This window comes from Curtobacterium flaccumfaciens UCD-AKU (assembly GCF_000349565.1).
GTDB lineage: Bacteria > Actinomycetota > Actinomycetes > Actinomycetales > Microbacteriaceae > Curtobacterium > Curtobacterium poinsettiae.
Genome location: NZ_KB714628.1, coordinates 796 through 17,234, shown reverse-complemented (window position 1 = coordinate 17,234; position 16,439 = coordinate 796). Strand labels below are relative to the sequence as shown.

General features: G+C 71.9%; 16 protein-coding genes. 8 read left to right on the top strand and 8 right to left on the bottom strand.

The annotated features are described in order from the left end of the window. Positions 1-21: 21 nt before the first annotated feature. The 4 genes from H489_RS30050 to H489_RS30035 are packed head-to-tail and all read left to right on the top strand — an operon-like array spanning position 22 to position 4,339. Positions 22-1,053 (top strand): nucleoside hydrolase, encoded by a 1,032-nt coding sequence (locus tag H489_RS30050; RefSeq protein ID WP_017887506.1) that lies wholly within the window; start codon positions 22-24, stop codon positions 1,051-1,053. Between the two features lie 5 nt (positions 1,054-1,058). Then, positions 1,059-2,489, top strand: coding sequence for an MFS transporter (locus H489_RS30045; protein ID WP_017887505.1), 1,431 nt, complete (start codon positions 1,059-1,061; stop codon positions 2,487-2,489). Continuing rightward, complete coding sequence (locus H489_RS30040; RefSeq protein WP_017887504.1) at positions 2,486-3,346, top strand: ribokinase; 861 nt, start codon at positions 2,486-2,488, stop codon at positions 3,344-3,346. The genes H489_RS30045 and H489_RS30040 overlap by 4 nt, the downstream gene beginning before the upstream one ends. Positions 3,347-3,397: 51 nt before the next feature. Further along, complete coding sequence (locus tag H489_RS30035; RefSeq protein WP_017887503.1) at positions 3,398-4,339, top strand: Ppx/GppA phosphatase family protein; 942 nt, start codon at positions 3,398-3,400, stop codon at positions 4,337-4,339. Positions 4,340-4,351: 12 nt separating this feature from the next. Here H489_RS30035 and H489_RS30030 read toward each other — a convergent pair whose 3' ends face one another. Next, positions 4,352-5,002: an antibiotic biosynthesis monooxygenase gene (locus H489_RS30030; protein WP_051067396.1), complete on the bottom strand. Its 651-nt coding sequence runs from the start codon at positions 5,000-5,002 to the stop codon at positions 4,352-4,354. A 142-nt stretch (positions 5,003-5,144) separates the two neighbouring features. On the opposite strand from H489_RS30030, the gene H489_RS38645 reads away from it, so the two are divergent. Next, complete coding sequence (locus H489_RS38645) at positions 5,145-5,957, top strand: cupin domain-containing protein (protein WP_017887501.1); 813 nt, start codon at positions 5,145-5,147, stop codon at positions 5,955-5,957. Between the two features lie 11 nt (positions 5,958-5,968). Here H489_RS38645 and H489_RS30025 read toward each other — a convergent pair whose 3' ends face one another. Continuing rightward, entirely contained in the window at positions 5,969-6,994 is a 1,026-nt protein-coding gene (locus H489_RS30025) for a Ku protein (RefSeq protein ID WP_017887500.1), read from the bottom strand. Between the two features lie 135 nt (positions 6,995-7,129). Here H489_RS30025 and H489_RS30020 point away from each other — a divergent pair, with 135 nt between their 5' ends. From H489_RS30020 to H489_RS38295, 3 genes are all read left to right on the top strand, one after another. Next, positions 7,130-8,020 carry an SDR family oxidoreductase gene (locus tag H489_RS30020; protein ID WP_017887499.1) on the top strand — a complete coding sequence of 297 codons (891 nt, stop codon included), beginning with the start codon at positions 7,130-7,132 and terminating at the stop codon, positions 8,018-8,020. Next, entirely contained in the window at positions 8,017-10,527 is a 2,511-nt protein-coding gene (locus tag H489_RS30015) for an ATP-dependent DNA ligase (protein ID WP_017887498.1), read from the top strand. The genes H489_RS30020 and H489_RS30015 overlap by 4 nt, the downstream gene beginning before the upstream one ends. A 158-nt stretch (positions 10,528-10,685) precedes the next feature. After that, positions 10,686-10,841, top strand: a complete 156-nt coding sequence (locus H489_RS38295; RefSeq protein ID WP_017887497.1) for a hypothetical protein — start codon at positions 10,686-10,688, stop codon at positions 10,839-10,841. A 321-nt stretch (positions 10,842-11,162) separates the two neighbouring features. On the opposite strand, the gene H489_RS38290 is transcribed toward H489_RS38295, so the two are convergent. The 6 genes from H489_RS38290 to H489_RS29995 form a co-directional block, all read right to left on the bottom strand. After that, entirely contained in the window at positions 11,163-11,339 is a 177-nt protein-coding gene (locus H489_RS38290; RefSeq protein ID WP_017887496.1) for a hypothetical protein, read from the bottom strand. Between the two features lie 10 nt (positions 11,340-11,349). Then, the gene (locus tag H489_RS36915) at positions 11,350-12,324 is read right to left on the bottom strand and encodes a sugar phosphate isomerase/epimerase family protein (protein ID WP_017887495.1); all 975 of its coding nucleotides are present in this window, start codon (positions 12,322-12,324) and stop codon (positions 11,350-11,352) included. Positions 12,325-12,477: 153 nt separating this feature from the next. Continuing rightward, positions 12,478-13,161, bottom strand: a complete 684-nt coding sequence (locus H489_RS30010) for a fumarylacetoacetate hydrolase family protein (protein ID WP_017887494.1) — start codon at positions 13,159-13,161, stop codon at positions 12,478-12,480. Between the two features lie 33 nt (positions 13,162-13,194). Then, on the bottom strand, positions 13,195-13,410 hold the full coding sequence (locus tag H489_RS30005; protein ID WP_017887493.1) for a hypothetical protein: 216 nt from the start codon (positions 13,408-13,410) through the stop codon (positions 13,195-13,197). Beyond that, positions 13,391-13,720, bottom strand: a complete 330-nt coding sequence (locus H489_RS30000) for a hypothetical protein (RefSeq protein WP_017887492.1) — start codon at positions 13,718-13,720, stop codon at positions 13,391-13,393. The genes H489_RS30005 and H489_RS30000 overlap by 20 nt, the downstream gene beginning before the upstream one ends. Positions 13,721-13,785: 65 nt before the next feature. Next, a complete protein-coding gene (locus H489_RS29995; protein WP_017887491.1) occupies positions 13,786-16,242 on the bottom strand; it encodes a phosphoketolase in 2,457 nt (818 codons plus the stop codon). Positions 16,243-16,439 lie beyond the last annotated feature (197 nt).

Here is a 16,439-nt window from a genome sequence, read left to right as displayed (position 1 = left end):
CGAAGAAGTGGAGCGCCCAGCGTGCCCGATGCGACCCAGCCCGCCGCGAAGATCATCCTCGACTGCGACCCCGGCCACGACGACGCCGTGGCGCTCCTGCTCGCCCACGGCAGCCCGGCGATCGACCTGCTCGCCGTGACCACCGTCGTCGGCAACCAGACCCTGCCGAAGGTCACCCGCAACGCCCTGGCCGTCGCGCGGATCGCCGGCATCACCGGGGTGCCGTTCGCCGCCGGTGCCGCCCGCCCGCTGCTGCGTCAGATCGAGGTCGCCCCGGACATCCACGGCGAGAGCGGCCTGGACGGCCCGATGCTCCCCGAGCCGTCGTTCGACCTCGACGAGCGCCACGCCGTCGACCTGATCATCGACACCGTGATGGCGCACGAGCCCGGCACGGTCACTCTCGTGCCGACCGGCGGCCTGACGAACATCGCCCTCGCCGCCCGCAAGGAGCCCCGCATCGTCGAGCGCGTCAAGCAGGTCGTGCTCATGGGCGGCGGCGTGCACGTCGGCAACTGGAGCCCGGTCGCCGAGTTCAACATCGTCATCGACCCCGAGGCCGCGGCCATCGTGTTCGAGGCCGGCTGGGACGTCGTGATGGTCGGTCTCGACCTGACGCACCAGGCCCTGGCCACCCCCGAGGTCGCCGCGCGCATCGCCGGTGTCGGCACCGCCCCCGCCGCGTTCGTCGGTGAGCTGCTCGACTTCTTCGGGCAGACCTACAAGGACGCCCAGGGCTTCGACGCCCCGCCGGTGCACGACCCCTGCGCCGTCGCCTACGTGATCGACCCGACGATCGTCCGTGCCGTGAAGGTCCCGATCCACGTCGAGACCCAGGGCGCCCTGACCCTCGGGATGACCGTCGCCGACTTCCGCGCCCCGGCGCCCGCGGACTGCCGCACGAGCGCCGCGATGGAGCTCGACCACGGCCGGTTCTGGGACCTGGTCGTCGACGCGCTCGAGCGCATCGGCGAGACGGCCGACACCGGCTGGACCCCTCGTGCCGCCGCCGACGCCGTCGAAGCCGGCATCACCACGACCCCGGAGCACTGAACCCCATGACCTCCACCTCGACGAAGAAGTCGATCGGCGCCCTCACCGCCGCGCTCCTCGCCGCGTGCATCGCGTTCCAGCTGAACGCGAGCATGCTCAGCCCCGCGCTCGTCACGATGGCGCGCGAGCTCCACACCGACGACGCCACCATCGGCCTGTCGCAGACCCTGTACTTCACGCTCGCGGCGCTGTTCTCGCTGTTCCTGCCGCGGCTCTCCGACATCGTCGGTCGCAAGCGCGTGCTGCTCGGCATGCTCGCCGTGATGCTCGTCGGCAGCATCGTCGCCGCGCTCGCGGTGAACGTGCCGATGCTGTTCGCCGGCCGGATCATCCAGGGCGTCACGGGTCCGGTCGTCCCCATCTGTCTGCTCGTCCTGCGCAACGAGATCAGCGACCCGAAGCGCTACGGCGCCGCGCTCGGGCTGCTGACCGCGGTGAACGGCGGCATCGCGGGCGTCGACGCCCTGGCCGGCGGGTGGATCGCGACCAACTTCGGGTTCCGCGGGATCTTCTGGGTCATCGCCGTCGTCACCGTCCTCGCCCTGTTCCTGGTCGCCGTCTGGGGCGTCGAGTCGAAGCCCTCCGCCGGCACCCGGATGGACTGGATCGGCGTCGTCCCCCTCGTGGTCTCGGTCGGGGCGCTGCTCACGGCGTTCAACGAGGCCGGCAAGCTCGGCGCGGCGAACCCGGCCCTCGTGATCGGCGGCGTCGTCGTCGCGCTCGTCGCCTTCGCCGTGTTCTGGGCCGTCGAGTCGCGGGTGCGGGAACCCCTGGTCGAGACCCGGTTCCTGAAACGCCGTGCGACCTGGGCGCTCCTGGCGACGACGTTCCTGACGATGACGGGCGTGTTCGCGGTCGTCAACGGCCTGGTCACGTCGCTCGCGCAGAACGGCGACGCCGGCTTCGGCATGGAGCCCGACCTGGCCTCGCTCGTGTTCCTCACCCCGTACGCGCTGGTCGGCTGGATCGTCGGACCCTTCGCCGGGCGCCTCGCCCCGACCATCGGGTACCGCGCTGTCCTGCGCTTCGGCCTGATCGGCAGCATCGTCTCGACCGTGCTGATGGCGCTCGTCGGCGTGCACTCGCTGCCCGTGCTGGTCACCGCGACCGTGCTGATCGGCATCACCTACGCCGGCATCGCGAACATCATCCTGAACGGCCTGGGCATCGTGCTGTCGCCGGAGTCGAACCCCGGGTTCCTGCCCGGCCTGAACGCCGGTGCGTTCAACCTCGGCGCCGGGGTCAGCTTCGCCGTCCTGCCCGCGCTGCAGATCGCGCTCGGCGTCGGCGGTTCCGCGGGCACCGCCGGGTACTCCGGTGGCATGCTGCTCGGGGCCGCGATCACGACCGTCGCGCTCGCGATCTCGTTCCTCATCCCCCGTCCGGAGGGCGCCGAGACCACGTCCGTCGCCCCGCAGAAGGAGACCGTCCGTTGACCGAGAGCATCGTCGTCGTCGGGTCGCTCAACGCGGACCTGGTGGTCCGCACCGAGCGCTTCCCCCAGCCCGGTGAGACCCTGCAGGGCTCGGACCTCGCGATCCTGCCCGGCGGCAAGTCCGCCAACCAGGCGGTGGCTGCCGGGAGGCTCGGGGGCACGGTGCGCATGATCGGTGCGGTCGGCGACGACGGGAACGGTGCGCTGCTCCGCGACTCCGTCGCGGCTGCGGGTGTCGACACGACGCACGTCGCCGTCCGTCAGGGAACGGCGACCGGCACCGCCGTCATCACGGTCGACGCCGCAGGCGAGAACACCATCGTGATCTCCGCCGGGGCGAACGGCGCGCTGACGCCGGAGGACGTGCCGACCGACGCCTTCACCGACGCCGCGGTGCTGGGGCTCTGCCTCGAGGTGTCGATCGACGTCGTCCTCGCCGCCGCCCGGGCTGCGCACGCCGCCGGGGTCACGGTGCTCACGAACCTGTCGCCCTTCGGCGCGGTGCCGGCCGAACTGCTCGAGCTGACCGACGTGCTGCTCGTGAACGAGCACGAGGCCGCCGCGCTCGGGGACCACGGCGTCGCGCGGTCGATCGTCACCCGCGGTGGTGCCGGCTGCGTCGTGCACGATCGCGGTGCCGAGCCGGTGTCGATCGACGCCGTGCGGGTCGAGCCGGTGGACACCACGGGCTGCGGTGACGCCTTCATGGGTGCGGTGGCGCTGCGCCTGGCCACCGGGGACACCCTCGTCGACGCCGCTCGGTTCGCGGTGGGGGTCGGGGCGTACGCCGCGACCAAGCCGGGCGCGCAGGCCTCGTACCCGACCACCGCCGAGCTGGAGGCGTTCCTGCGGGCGTGACCCGCGCCTCCCGGCCGTGGGGTGACTGCGCGGCCCACTAGCGTTGGGTCCATGCGCGTGGGAGTCCTCGACATCGGGTCCAACACCGGCCACCTGCTCGTCGTGGACGCCCACGGCGGCGCTGCGCCGCTGCCGGCATCCTCGTTCAAGCAGCCGCTGCGGCTGGCCGAGCACCTCGACGACTCGGGCGCGGTGACCCAGCAGGGGATCGACGCCCTGACCACCTTCGTCGCCGACGCCGTCCGCGTCGCCGAGGAACGCGGCTGCGAGGACATGCTCGCGTTCGCCACCTCGGCGGTGCGCGACGCCGGCAACTCCGAGGCCGTGCTCGCCCACGTCGAGGCCTCCACCGGGGTCGAGCTGGCCGTCCTGTCCGGCTCGGACGAGGCCCGGCTGACGTTCCTGGCCGTGCGCCGCTGGTTCGGCTGGTCCGCCGGTCGCCTGGCGGTCTTCGACATCGGCGGTGGCTCGCTCGAGATCGCCGGCGGTGCCGACGAGGCACCGGACGTCGCGTGGTCGATGCCGATCGGCGCCGCACGCCTGGCGCGCTCCTACTTCGCGGCCGGCACCCCGACCGAGGACGACGTCCGCCGCATCCGGCACGAGATCCGCGTGGAGATCGCCCGGGACGCCGGACGGCTGCTCCGCTCGGGGCGTCCGGACCGGGCCGTGGCGACCTCGAAGACCTTCCGGTCGATCGCCCGCGTCTGCGGTGCCGCGCCGTCCGCTGCCGGGCCCCTCGTGCCCCGTGCCCTCGACGGCGCCGTGCTGCGGCAGCGCCTGCCGGAGCTGCTCACGATGTCGGTCGACGAGCTCGCGGCGCTGCCCGGTGTCTCACCGAGCCGCGCACACCAGGTGGTGCCCGGCGCGCTCGTCGCCGAGGCGTGCCTGGACATCTTCGACCTGCCGGCGCTCGAGATCTGCCCGTGGGCACTGCGCGAGGGCGTCATCCTCGAGCGGCTCGATCAGCTGTCGGTGCTCGGGACCCCGTAGCGACCCGTCGATCTAGCCGCGCGGCTGCCGGACCGGCTGCTGCTGCTGCTGTTGCTGTTGCGGTTGCTTCGGCGGTGCGAGCAGCCACGGACGGATCAGCTTCGTCACGAACGGCAGCACCCAGAACGTCATGATCGGCGTGAGCACGACGGTCGTGATGAGCACCCGGGGCAGGATCGCGACGTGCGCGAACGCGGGGACGAGCCAGGCCATCAGGTACGTGAAGGCGAGGTTCACCGGGAAGAAGCCGAGCCAGATGCTCACGGACTGCTTCCACCGCGGGGGAGCGCTCGAGGCCGGAGCGTCCTGCGGGACGTCGAACCACCCCTCGATGCCGGTGCGCTTCTCGACGCGGGACTCCACCACCAGGTCACGGCCCAGGTCGAGCCACCGCAGCCGGTCGTCGGAGTTCTCCCACGTCGCCAGGGAGTCGTGGTCGGCGAACCGGTAGAGCATGTGCCACTCGCGCGACTGCGCCCGGGAACGCACCCACCCGGAGCCGAGGAAGCCCGGGTAGCGGTTCGCCAGGTTCACCCCGGACTGCACCCAGCGGGTGGCCTCGGGGATGCGGTCGGGTTCGACCAGGCGGGTGACGGAGACGGTGACGGGTGGGCCATCGGTCGCGGGTGGCGACGACAAGGCCCCAGGCTCTTCTGGAGTCATGTGCCCAGTGTCGCGGACCCGTGTTTCCGGCTCGTGACACGTGCCTCGCGCGCCGGCTGAACGGATCCGCGTCGTCCTTCGACCACCGTCCCAGGTGGGTGCAAGACGATCATCTGGCGAACGCACCACCGAGAGGACCCCGATGCCCCACCCCGAGCCCACCACCACCCTCATCGCCACCGTCGACGGGCCCGACGGCGGCACGTACGAGGTGCGGCGGCTGACGCTCCCGGTGGGTGCGTCGACCGGCTGGCACCAGCACGACGCACGCCAGACGGGTCTCGTGGTGCGCGGTGCGCTGACGCACGTCACCGAAGAGGCCACTCGGGTCGTCGGGCCGGGGCAGGCCCTGGTCGAGGAGCCGCGCATCGTGCACGACGGCCGCAGCACCGGCACGGAGGACGCCGAGCTGCTCTACGTCGCCCACCTGCCGGCAGGTGCAGCGGCGTCGACCCCGGGCGAGGCGCCAGCCAACGAGGGGCCGGCCCGCAGCGCGCTCGTGACGGTCCCGCTGGGGCGGCCGCAGTTCGTCCACGCCCTGCGCTACACCGCGATGTACGCGCCGAAGCCCTTCGCCGAGGCCCTGCTCGTCTACCGGGACAACGGCACGTACACGATCCTGTCCCCGGGTGAGGACCACCACGGCTGCTACGTCTCGGCGACCGATCCCGCCGAGGGGATGCGGCACGTCGCGTTCATGTCGTGGCCGTCCGCGGACTGGGGCCGGAACATCGCATCGCACACCCTGACCTTCGAGGCGGCGAGCGGCGCGTTCACCCAGGAGCTCCGGCTGCCGGGTGACCCGGTCCCGCGGGCGCAGTACGGGTACGCGGTGCCCGTCGAGGACCCGGAGTCGATCGACACCGGCGCCGGGTGGGCAGCGCTCCGCCAGCAGTACGCCGAGGTGTTCACCACGCTCGAGCGGCTGGCGGGCGGCGGGTCGACCGCGGCCTGACCCGGGAGTGGTCAGCTCGCCTGCTTCTTGGCGGCGGGCTTCTTGGCCGGGGCCTTCTTCGCCGGTGTCTTCTTCGGCGCCGACTTCGCGGGGGCCTTCTCCCTCGTGCTCTCGGCAGCCTTCTTCGCCGGTGCCTTCTTCGCCGGTGCCTTCTTCGCCGGTGCCTTCCTGCCGGAGCCGGACGTGCCCGAGCCGGAACCGGACGACGACCGTGCGGCCGACGACGAACGCGACCCCGCGCCTCCTGTCCGCTTCTTGTCGACGGACGCACGCAGGGCGGCCATCAGGTCGAGCACGTCACCGCCCTCGTCGTCGTCCTCGTCGTCCTGCTGCTCGCCGAAGGTCTTCTCGGTGTCGATGTCGTCGCCCGCCTCGAGCTTGGCGTCGATCAGCTGCTGCAGTTCCTCCTGGTAGGAGTCGGTGTAGCGGTCGGGGTCGAAGTCGGTGGACATGCTCTCGACGAGCGAGGACGACATCTTCAGCTCGTTGGCGCTGACCTTCACCGTCGTGTCGAGGGTCTTGAAGTCGGCGGCGCGGACCTCGTCGCCCCAGAGCAGCCCCTGCAGCAGGATGACCTCGTCGTGCACCCGGAGCACCCCGAGCCGGGTCTTCTGCCGCAGGGTGAACTGCACGATCGCCAGGCGGTCGGTCTTCGCCAGGGTCTCGCGCAGCAGCACGTACGCCTTCGGCGAGCGCGAGTCGGGCTCCAGGTAGTAGGTCTTCTCGAACATCATCGGGTCGACCTGCTCGACGGGGACGAACTCGAGCACCTCGACCTCGTGCGACTGCTCCTCGGGGAGCTGCTTGAAGTCGTCCGCGGTGAGCACCACGGTCTTGTCACCGTCGTCGTAGGCGCGCTGGATGTCGGCGTACTCGACCTCGTGGCCGAACTCGCACACCCGCTTGTACCGGATGCGGCCCTTGTCGTCGTCGTGGACCTGGTGCAGGGACACGTCGTGCGTCTCGGTGGCCGCGTAGACCTTGATGGGCACGTTGACGAGCCCGAACGCGATGGAGCCCTTCCAGATCGACCTCATGCGCACATGATGCCCGCCCGCACGCGTGCGCGCCCGGAGCCGACGGTTCCTCCACAGGTCCGCCGTCCGGGGGATCGTTCCACGGATGTCCGGTTCGCTGGATCGCCGCGAGGCCGGCGCGAGCACGATGGGCCCATGAGCCAGCTCGACAAGCAGGACCCGCGCGACCAGTTCCCCCGTCCGCCGTTCCCCGCGCAGACCCAGCAGGGGTCCGGGCTGGCGAGTGCGATGGACCCCGCCCCCGACCACGGCGAGACGAGCTACCTGGGCACCGGGCGGATGCGCGGGTACCGGGTGCTCGTCACGGGCGCGGACTCCGGCATCGGGCGCGCCGCGGCGATCGCGATGGCGAAGGAGGGCGCCGACGTGGCCCTGAACGCCCTGCCCGAGGAGCGCGAGGACCTCGAACAGGTCCGCGACGTCATCGGTGACCTCGGGCGCAAGGCCGTGCTGTTGCCCGGCGACCTGACGGACGAGGCATTCTGCGACGTCCTGGTGCAGGACGCCGTCAGCGAGCTCGGTGGCCTGGACGCGCTCGTGCTGGTCGCCGGCCACCAGCAGGTGCACCAGGACGTCACCGAGCAGAGCACCGAGGACTTCGACCGGACGATGAAGGTCAACCTGTACTCGCTGTTCTGGCTCGTCCGCGCTGCCGTCCCGCACATGGCGCCGGGCAGCTCGATCGTCACGACCAGTTCGGTGTCGGCGTACCAGCCGCAGGACCGCATGATCGACTACGCCGCGACGAAGGCCGCGATCATCACGTACACGAACGGGCTCGCGCGGCAGCTCGCCAGCAAGGGCATCCGTGCCAACACGGTGGTGCCCGGGCCGGTGTGGACGCCCCTGCAGCCGATCAGCTACCCGGGCGACGAGATCGCGGCGTACGGCCAGGACACCCCGTTCGGGCGTCCCGCCCAGCCCGTCGAGCTCGGCAGCGCCTACGTCTACCTGGCCGGGCCCGAGTCGTCGTACACGTCCGGCACGACCCTGACGGTGGCGGGAGCGACCGGGGTGGCGCTGTGAGTCCCGCCTCGCGCAAGACCGTCGTCCTGGTCGGCGACCGTCGGCTCGCGCTCACGAACACCGACAAGGTGCTCTACCCCGCGACCGGCACCACGAAGGGTCGGGTGATCGAGTACTACGAGCGGGTCGCGCCGTGGATGATCCCGCACGTCAAGGACCGCCCCGTGACCCGGAAGCGCTGGGCCAACGGCGTCGACGGCAAGGTCTTCTTCGAGAAGAACCTGCCCGACTCGGCCCCCGACTGGGTGCGGCACCACACCATCCACCACTCGGAGCACGACAACGAGTACCCGATCGTCGACGACCTGCCGACCCTGGTGTGGATGGCGCAGCAGGCCGCGCTCGAACTGCACGTCCCGCAGTGGCGGTTCGGTCCCCGCGGTGCGCAGCAGCACCCGGACCGGCTCGTGCTCGACCTGGACCCCGGTGACGGCGTCGGGCTGCCCGAGTGCGTCGAGGTCGCCGTGGCCGCGCGCGAGATCCTGCACGGCATGGGACTCGACCCGTACCCGGTGACGTCCGGCTCCAAGGGCATCCACCTGTACGCGGCCCTCGACGGCAAGGCGACGACGGCGCAGGTCTCCGACGTCGCCCACGAGCTGGCCAAGGCCCTCGAGACGGACCTGCCGGACCTGGTGCTGTCGTCGATGAGCCGTGCCGAGCGGACGGGCAAGGTCTTCGTCGACTGGTCGCAGAACAACGGCAACAAGACGACCATCGCCCCGTACTCGCTGCGCGGCCGCGAACGGCCGACGGTCGCGGCACCACGCACCTGGAAGGAACTCGAGGAACGCGGGCTCGCGCAGCTCACGTTGGACGAGGTCCTCGAACGCCTGCAGGCCCGTGGGGACTTCCTGCACCCGGTCGCCTCCGCCTCGCTGGCCGTCGGGCGCGACGACCACGGTCACTGGGACAGCGACCGCACCGAGCGGGCGAACGACGCCGAGCAGCCCGCCCGCGACCGGCTCGCCGCCTACCGGGCCAAGCGGGACGCCTCGAAGACGCCGGAACCCGTGCCGGAAGGTGCCCCGACGGTGCGGAAGGACGGCACACCGACCTTCGTCGTCCAGGAGCACCACGCCACCCGTGACCACTACGACTTCCGGCTCGAGCACGACGGCGTGCTGGTGAGCTGGGCACTGCCGAAGGGCGAACCGACCGATCCCGGCAAGAACCACCTGGCCGTGCAGACCGAGGACCACCCGCTCGAGTACGGCTCGTTCGAGGGCACGATCCCGAAGGACGAGTACGGCGGCGGCACGGTCACGATCTGGGACGACGGCACCTACGAGCTCGAGAAGTGGCGCGAGGGGCAGGAGGTCATCGTCACCCTGCACGGTCGGACCGGCGGCGCTCGCCGCCTCGCGCTGCTGCACACCCGCGGCCGGGGCGGGGGCGACGAGAAGAACTGGCTCATCCACCGCACGAAGGAACAACCCGAACGGCTGGCGGACGGCGGCAGCGGTGCCGGGCCGGCGGTGGCGCGCACCGCACCCGGCGGGTCCGACGGGCGGCGACGGATCACCCGGGCGGCGGACGCCGAGACCCCGCCGTCGGAGCGCCGGACGATGCAGGCGACCCTGGACAAGGGCGAGACCCGGCTGGACCCGGCGGACTGGGCGTTCGAGATGAAGTGGGACGGGGTGCGGGCGCTCGCGACCGTCCGCGACGGATCGGTCACCGTGCGCAGCCGCAACGACAACGACCTGACGGCGCAGTACCCGGAACTGCAGGAACTGGGGGAGCGGGCCGGGGTGGACGGGGTCTTCGACGGTGAGATCGTGGCCGTCGACGACCGCGGCCGACCGTCGTTCCAGCTGCTCCAGAACCGGATGGGGCTGACGAAGGCGCGTGAGGTCCGGAGCGCGCAGGAGACCACCCCGGTCCGGTTCCTGCTCTTCGACGTGCTCGAGGCGGACGGGCACGAGCTGACTCGGCTCGGGTACGACGCCCGGCGCCAGGCGCTCGAGACCGTCGTGCAACCGGGTGGTGCGATCGACGTGCCGCCGGCGGTGCAGGGTGAACTCGACGCGGTGCTGGCCGCCTCGCGCGAGCAGGGCCTCGAGGGCGTCGTCGCGAAGAAGCGGTCGTCGAAGTACGCCGAGGGCCGTCGGTCCGAAGCCTGGCTGAAGCGCAAGCACCACGCCACCCAGGAAGTCGTCGTCGGCGGCTGGAAGCCGGGCAGCGGTCGGCGTGCCGGCGGGATCGGATCGCTGTTGCTCGGGGTACCCGGCCCGGACGGACTGGAGTACATCGGCAAGGTCGGCACCGGGTTCCGCGACCGCGACCTCGACGAGATCGGCGATGTCCTCGCACCACTGGCACGGAAGACCTCACCGTTCGTCGACGTCCCACGGCCCGACGCGCGGGACGCCCACTGGGTCACGCCGGAGCGCGTCGGCGAGGTCGAGTTCGCCGAGTGGACGGGTGACGGGCGGCTCCGGCAACCGTCGTGGCGGGGATGGCGGGTCGACAAGGACCCGGACGACGTCGTGCGGGAGTCCTGACGCGCTGGCCGGCCGCGGCCGGCGCATGCATCCGCATGGGTCCGCCCCTGGCGAAATTCCGTCCCCCGTGCGACGCTCGGGCGGGGGACGATTCCGGCAACGACGCCGGGGTCCGGCCACGGGCTGTTACGTTCGCCGAGACGAAGGGGGCTCAGGGGATGAACTCGAGCAAGTACCTGCCGCCGTTCACGGCCGCAGAACGCGTCGCGATCACCGGGGACGACCTGTCGCAGCGGATCGTCGAACCGCGCAGCAGCACCACGGAGACCGAGGTCCGGTACGCGGACTTCCTCGCCGACGAGGACGACGACTGACGAGCACGGTGGCCTGACTCGCGCGGCGGCCCGGCGGCTCCGTGGTGGCGGAACGGGTCGGCGGACCCGACGGCCCGCACGCTGGATCAGGGAGCGCACGGACCGCCGCCGGGGCACGCGGCCAGCCGGTTCAGGGAGACCGGCCGCACGGCCCCGCACCGGGCGCGCAGCAGCGCAACCGGTGGGTCCACTGGTGGGACGCACCGAGTGAGCGGATCGTCACACGCGAAGACGAACGAATCGCCGGGCGACCTGGATGGTCGCCCGGCGATTCCGTCGGTGTGGGGAGTGCTTTCGGGACAGTACCGGGTCAGTACCGGGTCACGCCGCGGGGGCGGGTCCGTCGGCGGGCTCCGCGTGGTCGGCCACGGGGGCATCCTCGTCGATGAGCGCGTCCTCGTCCGGCTCCACGACCTCGGCCGCGGCGGCCTTGGCCTCGTCGATGGACTCCTGGGAACGGCGGAGCAGGTCGTCGTCGTGTGCTGCCTGATCGGTCATGCCCAGCAACCTACGCGGGCGTCCCTGTGTCGGCGTCCCGACGTCGCGCACCGTTCGTCGGGTCGTGGCGGCCGGTCTGCGGCGGCTCGAAGTCGACGGCGGACGTCGGTGCGGGCGTCGAGGGCATCGCCGGGGCAGCCGGGGCACCGAAGGCGTCAGCGGCGTCGAGCACCGCACGGGTGGCGGCGACGGCGGTGCGGAGCGCGTCACGGACGGGCATCGCACGGTGCGCCGGGGTCCGGACCTCGACGCCCCACGGCTCGTCGAACCCGAGTTCACGCACCGTCCGGACGAGGCCGGGCAGGTCCCACGCCCCGGCACCGGGCAGGTACCGCGCTGTCCGGGACTCCTCGGCCAGGGTCATCCCGCTCGGGGTGTGCAGCAGTCCGTCGCTCAGCTCGACGGCTGCGAGGACCCCCGGTGCGACGCCCTGCCGGATCGACGCGAGGGTCGAACCGCCGCGGAGCGCGTGCATGGCGTCGAGGAGCAGCCCGCCGTTCGGGTGCCCGGCAGCGGCGACGAAGCGTGCGGCCCGTTCGATCGTGGGCAGGTTGGACCACGGCTCCGGCTCGAGCACGATCTGCGCCCCGACGGCCTCGGCCTGGTCGGCGAGCGCGACCCAGTCGTCGGCCATCGTCGCAGGGGAGGCTCCGGGCAACGAAGTGTCGGCACGGACCACCACCTGCCAGGCGCTCAGGGTCGCGGCGGCCTCGAGCACCACCCCGCGATCGGCGTCTTCGTCCTGGGTGCGGCTCGCGCAGGTCCACCACCGGTCGAGCGGTCCGAGCTGGACCCAGACGATGCCGGCCCCGTCGAGCATGCGGCGGAGTTCGGCGAAGCCCGTCGTGGCACGGACCTCGTGCAGGTCGTCGAGGGACAGTGACAGGCCGGCGAACCCGGCGGACCCCACCGCGTGCACGCGGTCGCGGACGCTCTCGTCGCCCGCCCACGTCCAGGACGTGGCGAGCAGGTCGTGTTCCAGCACGGTCGTACCTCCGGCAGTCCCGGGGTGTCCGCGTCGCCCCGTCGCGATGCGCCGCCCCGTGTCCGCCGCGGGCCCCACCCGCGACGATGCCCAAGGATTACCCGTGCTGCCTGCGAAGGCTCCCAGCCCGTCGACACATCGGCGACACGTGGCTCAGACGATCCGGGTCCGGACCTCGCCGACACCGGCGATCGTGCCGATGAGCACCGAGCCGCGTTCGAGCACGCCGACGCCGTCGGGGGTGCCGGTCATCAGCAGGTCGCCGGGCGCGAGCGACACCGACCGCGAGACCGCCGCGATCGTCTCGGCGACCGACCAGATCTGGTCGGCCAGGTCGCCCGCCTGCCGGAGTTCCCCGTCCACCGTCAGCTCGATCGCGCCGCTGGTCGGATCGACCGCGTCCGCCGGGGTGATCGCGCCGATCGGTGCCGAGGCATCGAAGCCCTTCGCGGTGTCCCACGGGCGCCCGAGTCGCTTCGCCTCGGCCTGCAGGTCACGGCGGGTCAGGTCGATGCCGACGGCGTAGCCCCACACGTGGGCGAGGGCACCGGCGACGGCGATGTCCGCGCCGCCGGTGCCGATCGCGACGACGAGCTCGACCTCGTGCTCCAGTTGCTGGGTCAGGGGCGGGTACGGGGTGTCGGCGTCGTCGACCACGACGGCGTCGGCCGGCTTGGTGAAGAAGAACGGCGGCTCGCGGTCCGGGTCGTGGCCCATCTCGCGGGCGTGCGCCGCGTAGTTCCGGCCGACGCAGAACACACGGCGGACGGGGAACCGCGCGCCCGTCGTCGTGGGCACGGTCGGGAGGCTCGGGGCCGGGATGACGAGTTCGGTCACGGTCCCAGCGTGGCAGGCTCGCATGGCGTCGGTTCAGCCCTCACCGAAGGACGCCTCGTCCTTGAGCTTCCGCGCTCGTGCGCGCTCCTGCCGTTCGCGCCATTCGATCCGCGCCTGACGGAGCTCTTCCTCGGCGCCCTTCGCCCGCATCATGGGCCCGTAGTGCGGGTCTGCCAGCAGTGCGGGCGTCGTCAGTTCACGTCCGTCGAGCCAGCGCTTGAAGTCCTTGTCACTCAGCTTCGAGATCATCGTTCGCTCCTTCGATCGTCGCTGCGGTCAGGTCGTCGAGCGCCCGGCCGACCCAGCGGTCGTCCGCGGTCGTCCAACTGCGGCTCACCAGCGCAGCTGCCATCACACCGGCGGCCGCGCGCGTTCCTTCGTCGTCCGAGGTCGCCCGGTCGGCGACCCACGACCAACGCTGCCACCACAGGTCGCGGTGCACCGAGAACTCTGCATTTCGCCGTCCTGCGCGCCCGTCGAGCACCGAGGCGACGAGCGCACCCAGCGCGACGGACGCGCTCGTGACCGACACGAGCGCACTGATCCAGCCGATGTCCATGCCGGAACCCTGACAGCACGGAACCGGCCACGCGGCGGGCGTGACCGGTCCTGTGGAGGAGTGCGTCAGTTGCCGGGCGCGGCCGCCTCGGTCTCGCCCGCACCCGGGTCGCCGCCGGTCCCACCGCTGGCGGGTTCGTCCTGCGGCCATCCCGCGAACTCCCAGCCCGCGAGCGACGGGTGGTCCTCGCCCTTCGTGTACGCGAACGTCCGTGCAGCGTCACGCGCCTCGGACAGCTTCGTGAGCAGGTCGGCGTGCGCCTCGGCGTCCACCCGTGTCAGGGCGTCGTGGGCCAGGGCGAAGCGGTCCATCTCGTTGCGCATGAGCATGTCGAACGGCGAGGTCGTCGTGCCCTGCTCGAGGAACCCGTGCACGTGCAGGTCGTCGTGCCCGTTCCGGCGGTACGTCAGCTGGTGCACGAGCGTCGGGTACCCGTGGAACGCGAAGACCGTGGGCGTGCCGGGCAGGAAGAGCGCGTCGTACTGCTCGTCCGGGATCGGGTGCTCGTGCTTGCGCGGGTCGCCGAGCGCCAGCAGGTCGACGACGTTGAGGACGCGGACACCGACCCCGGGTGCGTGCTTCCGGATGATGTCCGTGGCGGCGACCGCCTCGACGGTGGGGACGTCACCGGCGCACGCGAGGACGACGTCGACCCTGCCGACGGCCTGCTCGGTGCCGGCGAAGTCCCAGACCCCGAGTCCTGCGTCGGCGTGCGCGACGGCGTCCTCGAGGGACAGGAAGACCGGCTCCGGGTGCTTGCCCGCGACGATCACCTCGATGCGGTCCGTGGTCTCCATGGCGTGGGCGGCGACGGCGAGCAGGGTGTTGGCGTCGGCCGGCAGCTTGATCCGCACGAGGTCCTGCTGCTTCGACGCGACGACGTCCAGGAACCCGGGGTCCTGGTGGGAGAAGCCGTTGTGGTCCTGCCGCCAGACGTGCGACGACAGCAGGAGCGACAGGTTCGACACCGGTGCCCGCCAGTCGATGTCGGTCGAGGACTCCAACCACTTGGCGTACTGCCCGACCATCGAGTCGATGATGTGGGCGAACGCCTCGTAGGTGTTGAGCATCCCGTGCCGACCGGACAGCACGTACCCCTCGAGCATGCCCTCGAGCAGGTGCTCGGACAGGACCTCGGTGACCCTGCCGCGGGGGGAGAGGTGCTCGTCGCCCGGCGCCCGCTGGGCACGCCAGACGCGGGTGGTGACGTCGAACACGGCGTCGAGCTTGTTCGAGATGGTCTCGTCCGGACCGAACAGCCGGAAGGTCGAGGCGTTCTTCTCGATCAGGGCGGCGAGCCAGGGGCCGAGCGTGCCCGTGGCGGACGCTTCGGTGCCGGCCTCGACCGCGTACGGCTCGAGGGGTGGGCGGTCGAGCGCGGTCCGCAGCCGGCCGCCGTTGCCGTGCGGGGTGGCGCTCATCCGCTCGTCGCCGGTCGGGCGGATCGTCGTCATGATGCCGACCGGGTGGCCGTCCTGGTCGAAGAGCTCCTCCGGGCGGTACGAGCGCATCCACTCCTCGAGCTGGGCGCGGTGACCGTCGTCCTCGCGCACGGCCGGCAGTGGCACCTGGTGTGCACGGAAGGTCCCCTCGACCTGTTCACCGTCGACCACCTTCGGGCCGGTCCAGCCCTTCGGGGTGCGCAGCACGATCATCGGCCACCGCGGACGCAGGGCTGCGGCGCCGGCGGCCTGGCCGGCGGCGGCACGAGCGGCCTGGGCACGTGCGGCGGCCTGGATGTCGTCGATGCCGGCGAGGGCGCGTCGCAGGGCGCCGTCGAACAGGGCGTGGACCGCGTACGGGTCGTCGTCGACGCGGCGGGAGTCGACCACGATCGGGTCGTACCCGAGCCCGCGGAAGTACGCGGTGAGGTCCTCGTCGGGGATGCGTGCCAGGACCGTCGGGTTCGCGATCTTCCAGCCGTTGAGGTTGAGGATCGGCAGGACTGCTCCGTCGGAGACCGGGTCGAGGAACGTGTGCGCCTGCCACGACCCGGCGAGCGGACCGGTCTCGGCCTCACCGTCACCGACCACGCACGCGACGACGAGGTCGGGGTTGTCGAGTGCCGCACCGTACGCGTGGGAGAGCGAGTAGCCGAGCTCGCCGCCCTCGTTGATGGACCCGGGGGTCTCCGGGGCGGCGTGCGAGGGGATGCCGCCGGGGAACGAGAACTGACGGAAGAACCGCTGCAGGTCGACGTCCTGGTACAGCTCGTTCCACGTGCCGTCCAGCCAGGCGTTCGCGTTCATCGCCGGGCCGCCGTGTCCCGGGCCGCAGATGTACAGGAACTCGCGACCGGTCTCCGCGATCAGCGCGTTGCAGTGCGCGTAGACGAGGTTCAGGGCGGGCGAGGTCCCCCAGTGCCCGAGCAGCCGCGGCTTGACGTCGTCGGGTTCGATCGGCCGGGTGAGCAGCGGGTTGTCCAGCAGGTAGATCTGCCCGACCGTCAGGTAGTTGGCGGCGCGCCACCAGGCGTCGACCGCCCGGAGCCGGTCGGTGGTGGAGATGTGTGCTGGAGCCATGGGTACACGGTACGAAACACCGGGTTGCTGCACCTCAGGAAACTCGTCCAAACCGTTCGGGCAGCGGCGCCGAATGACTTGCACAGGGCAAAAGCCCAGGGCGCTCTCCGGTCGCAGTTGGCCGGTACTCAGCGCGTGCACAGTGCACGTTCGGCCACCGGCCGGAGCGCCTCCAGAGCAAAGGACTGATCACGATG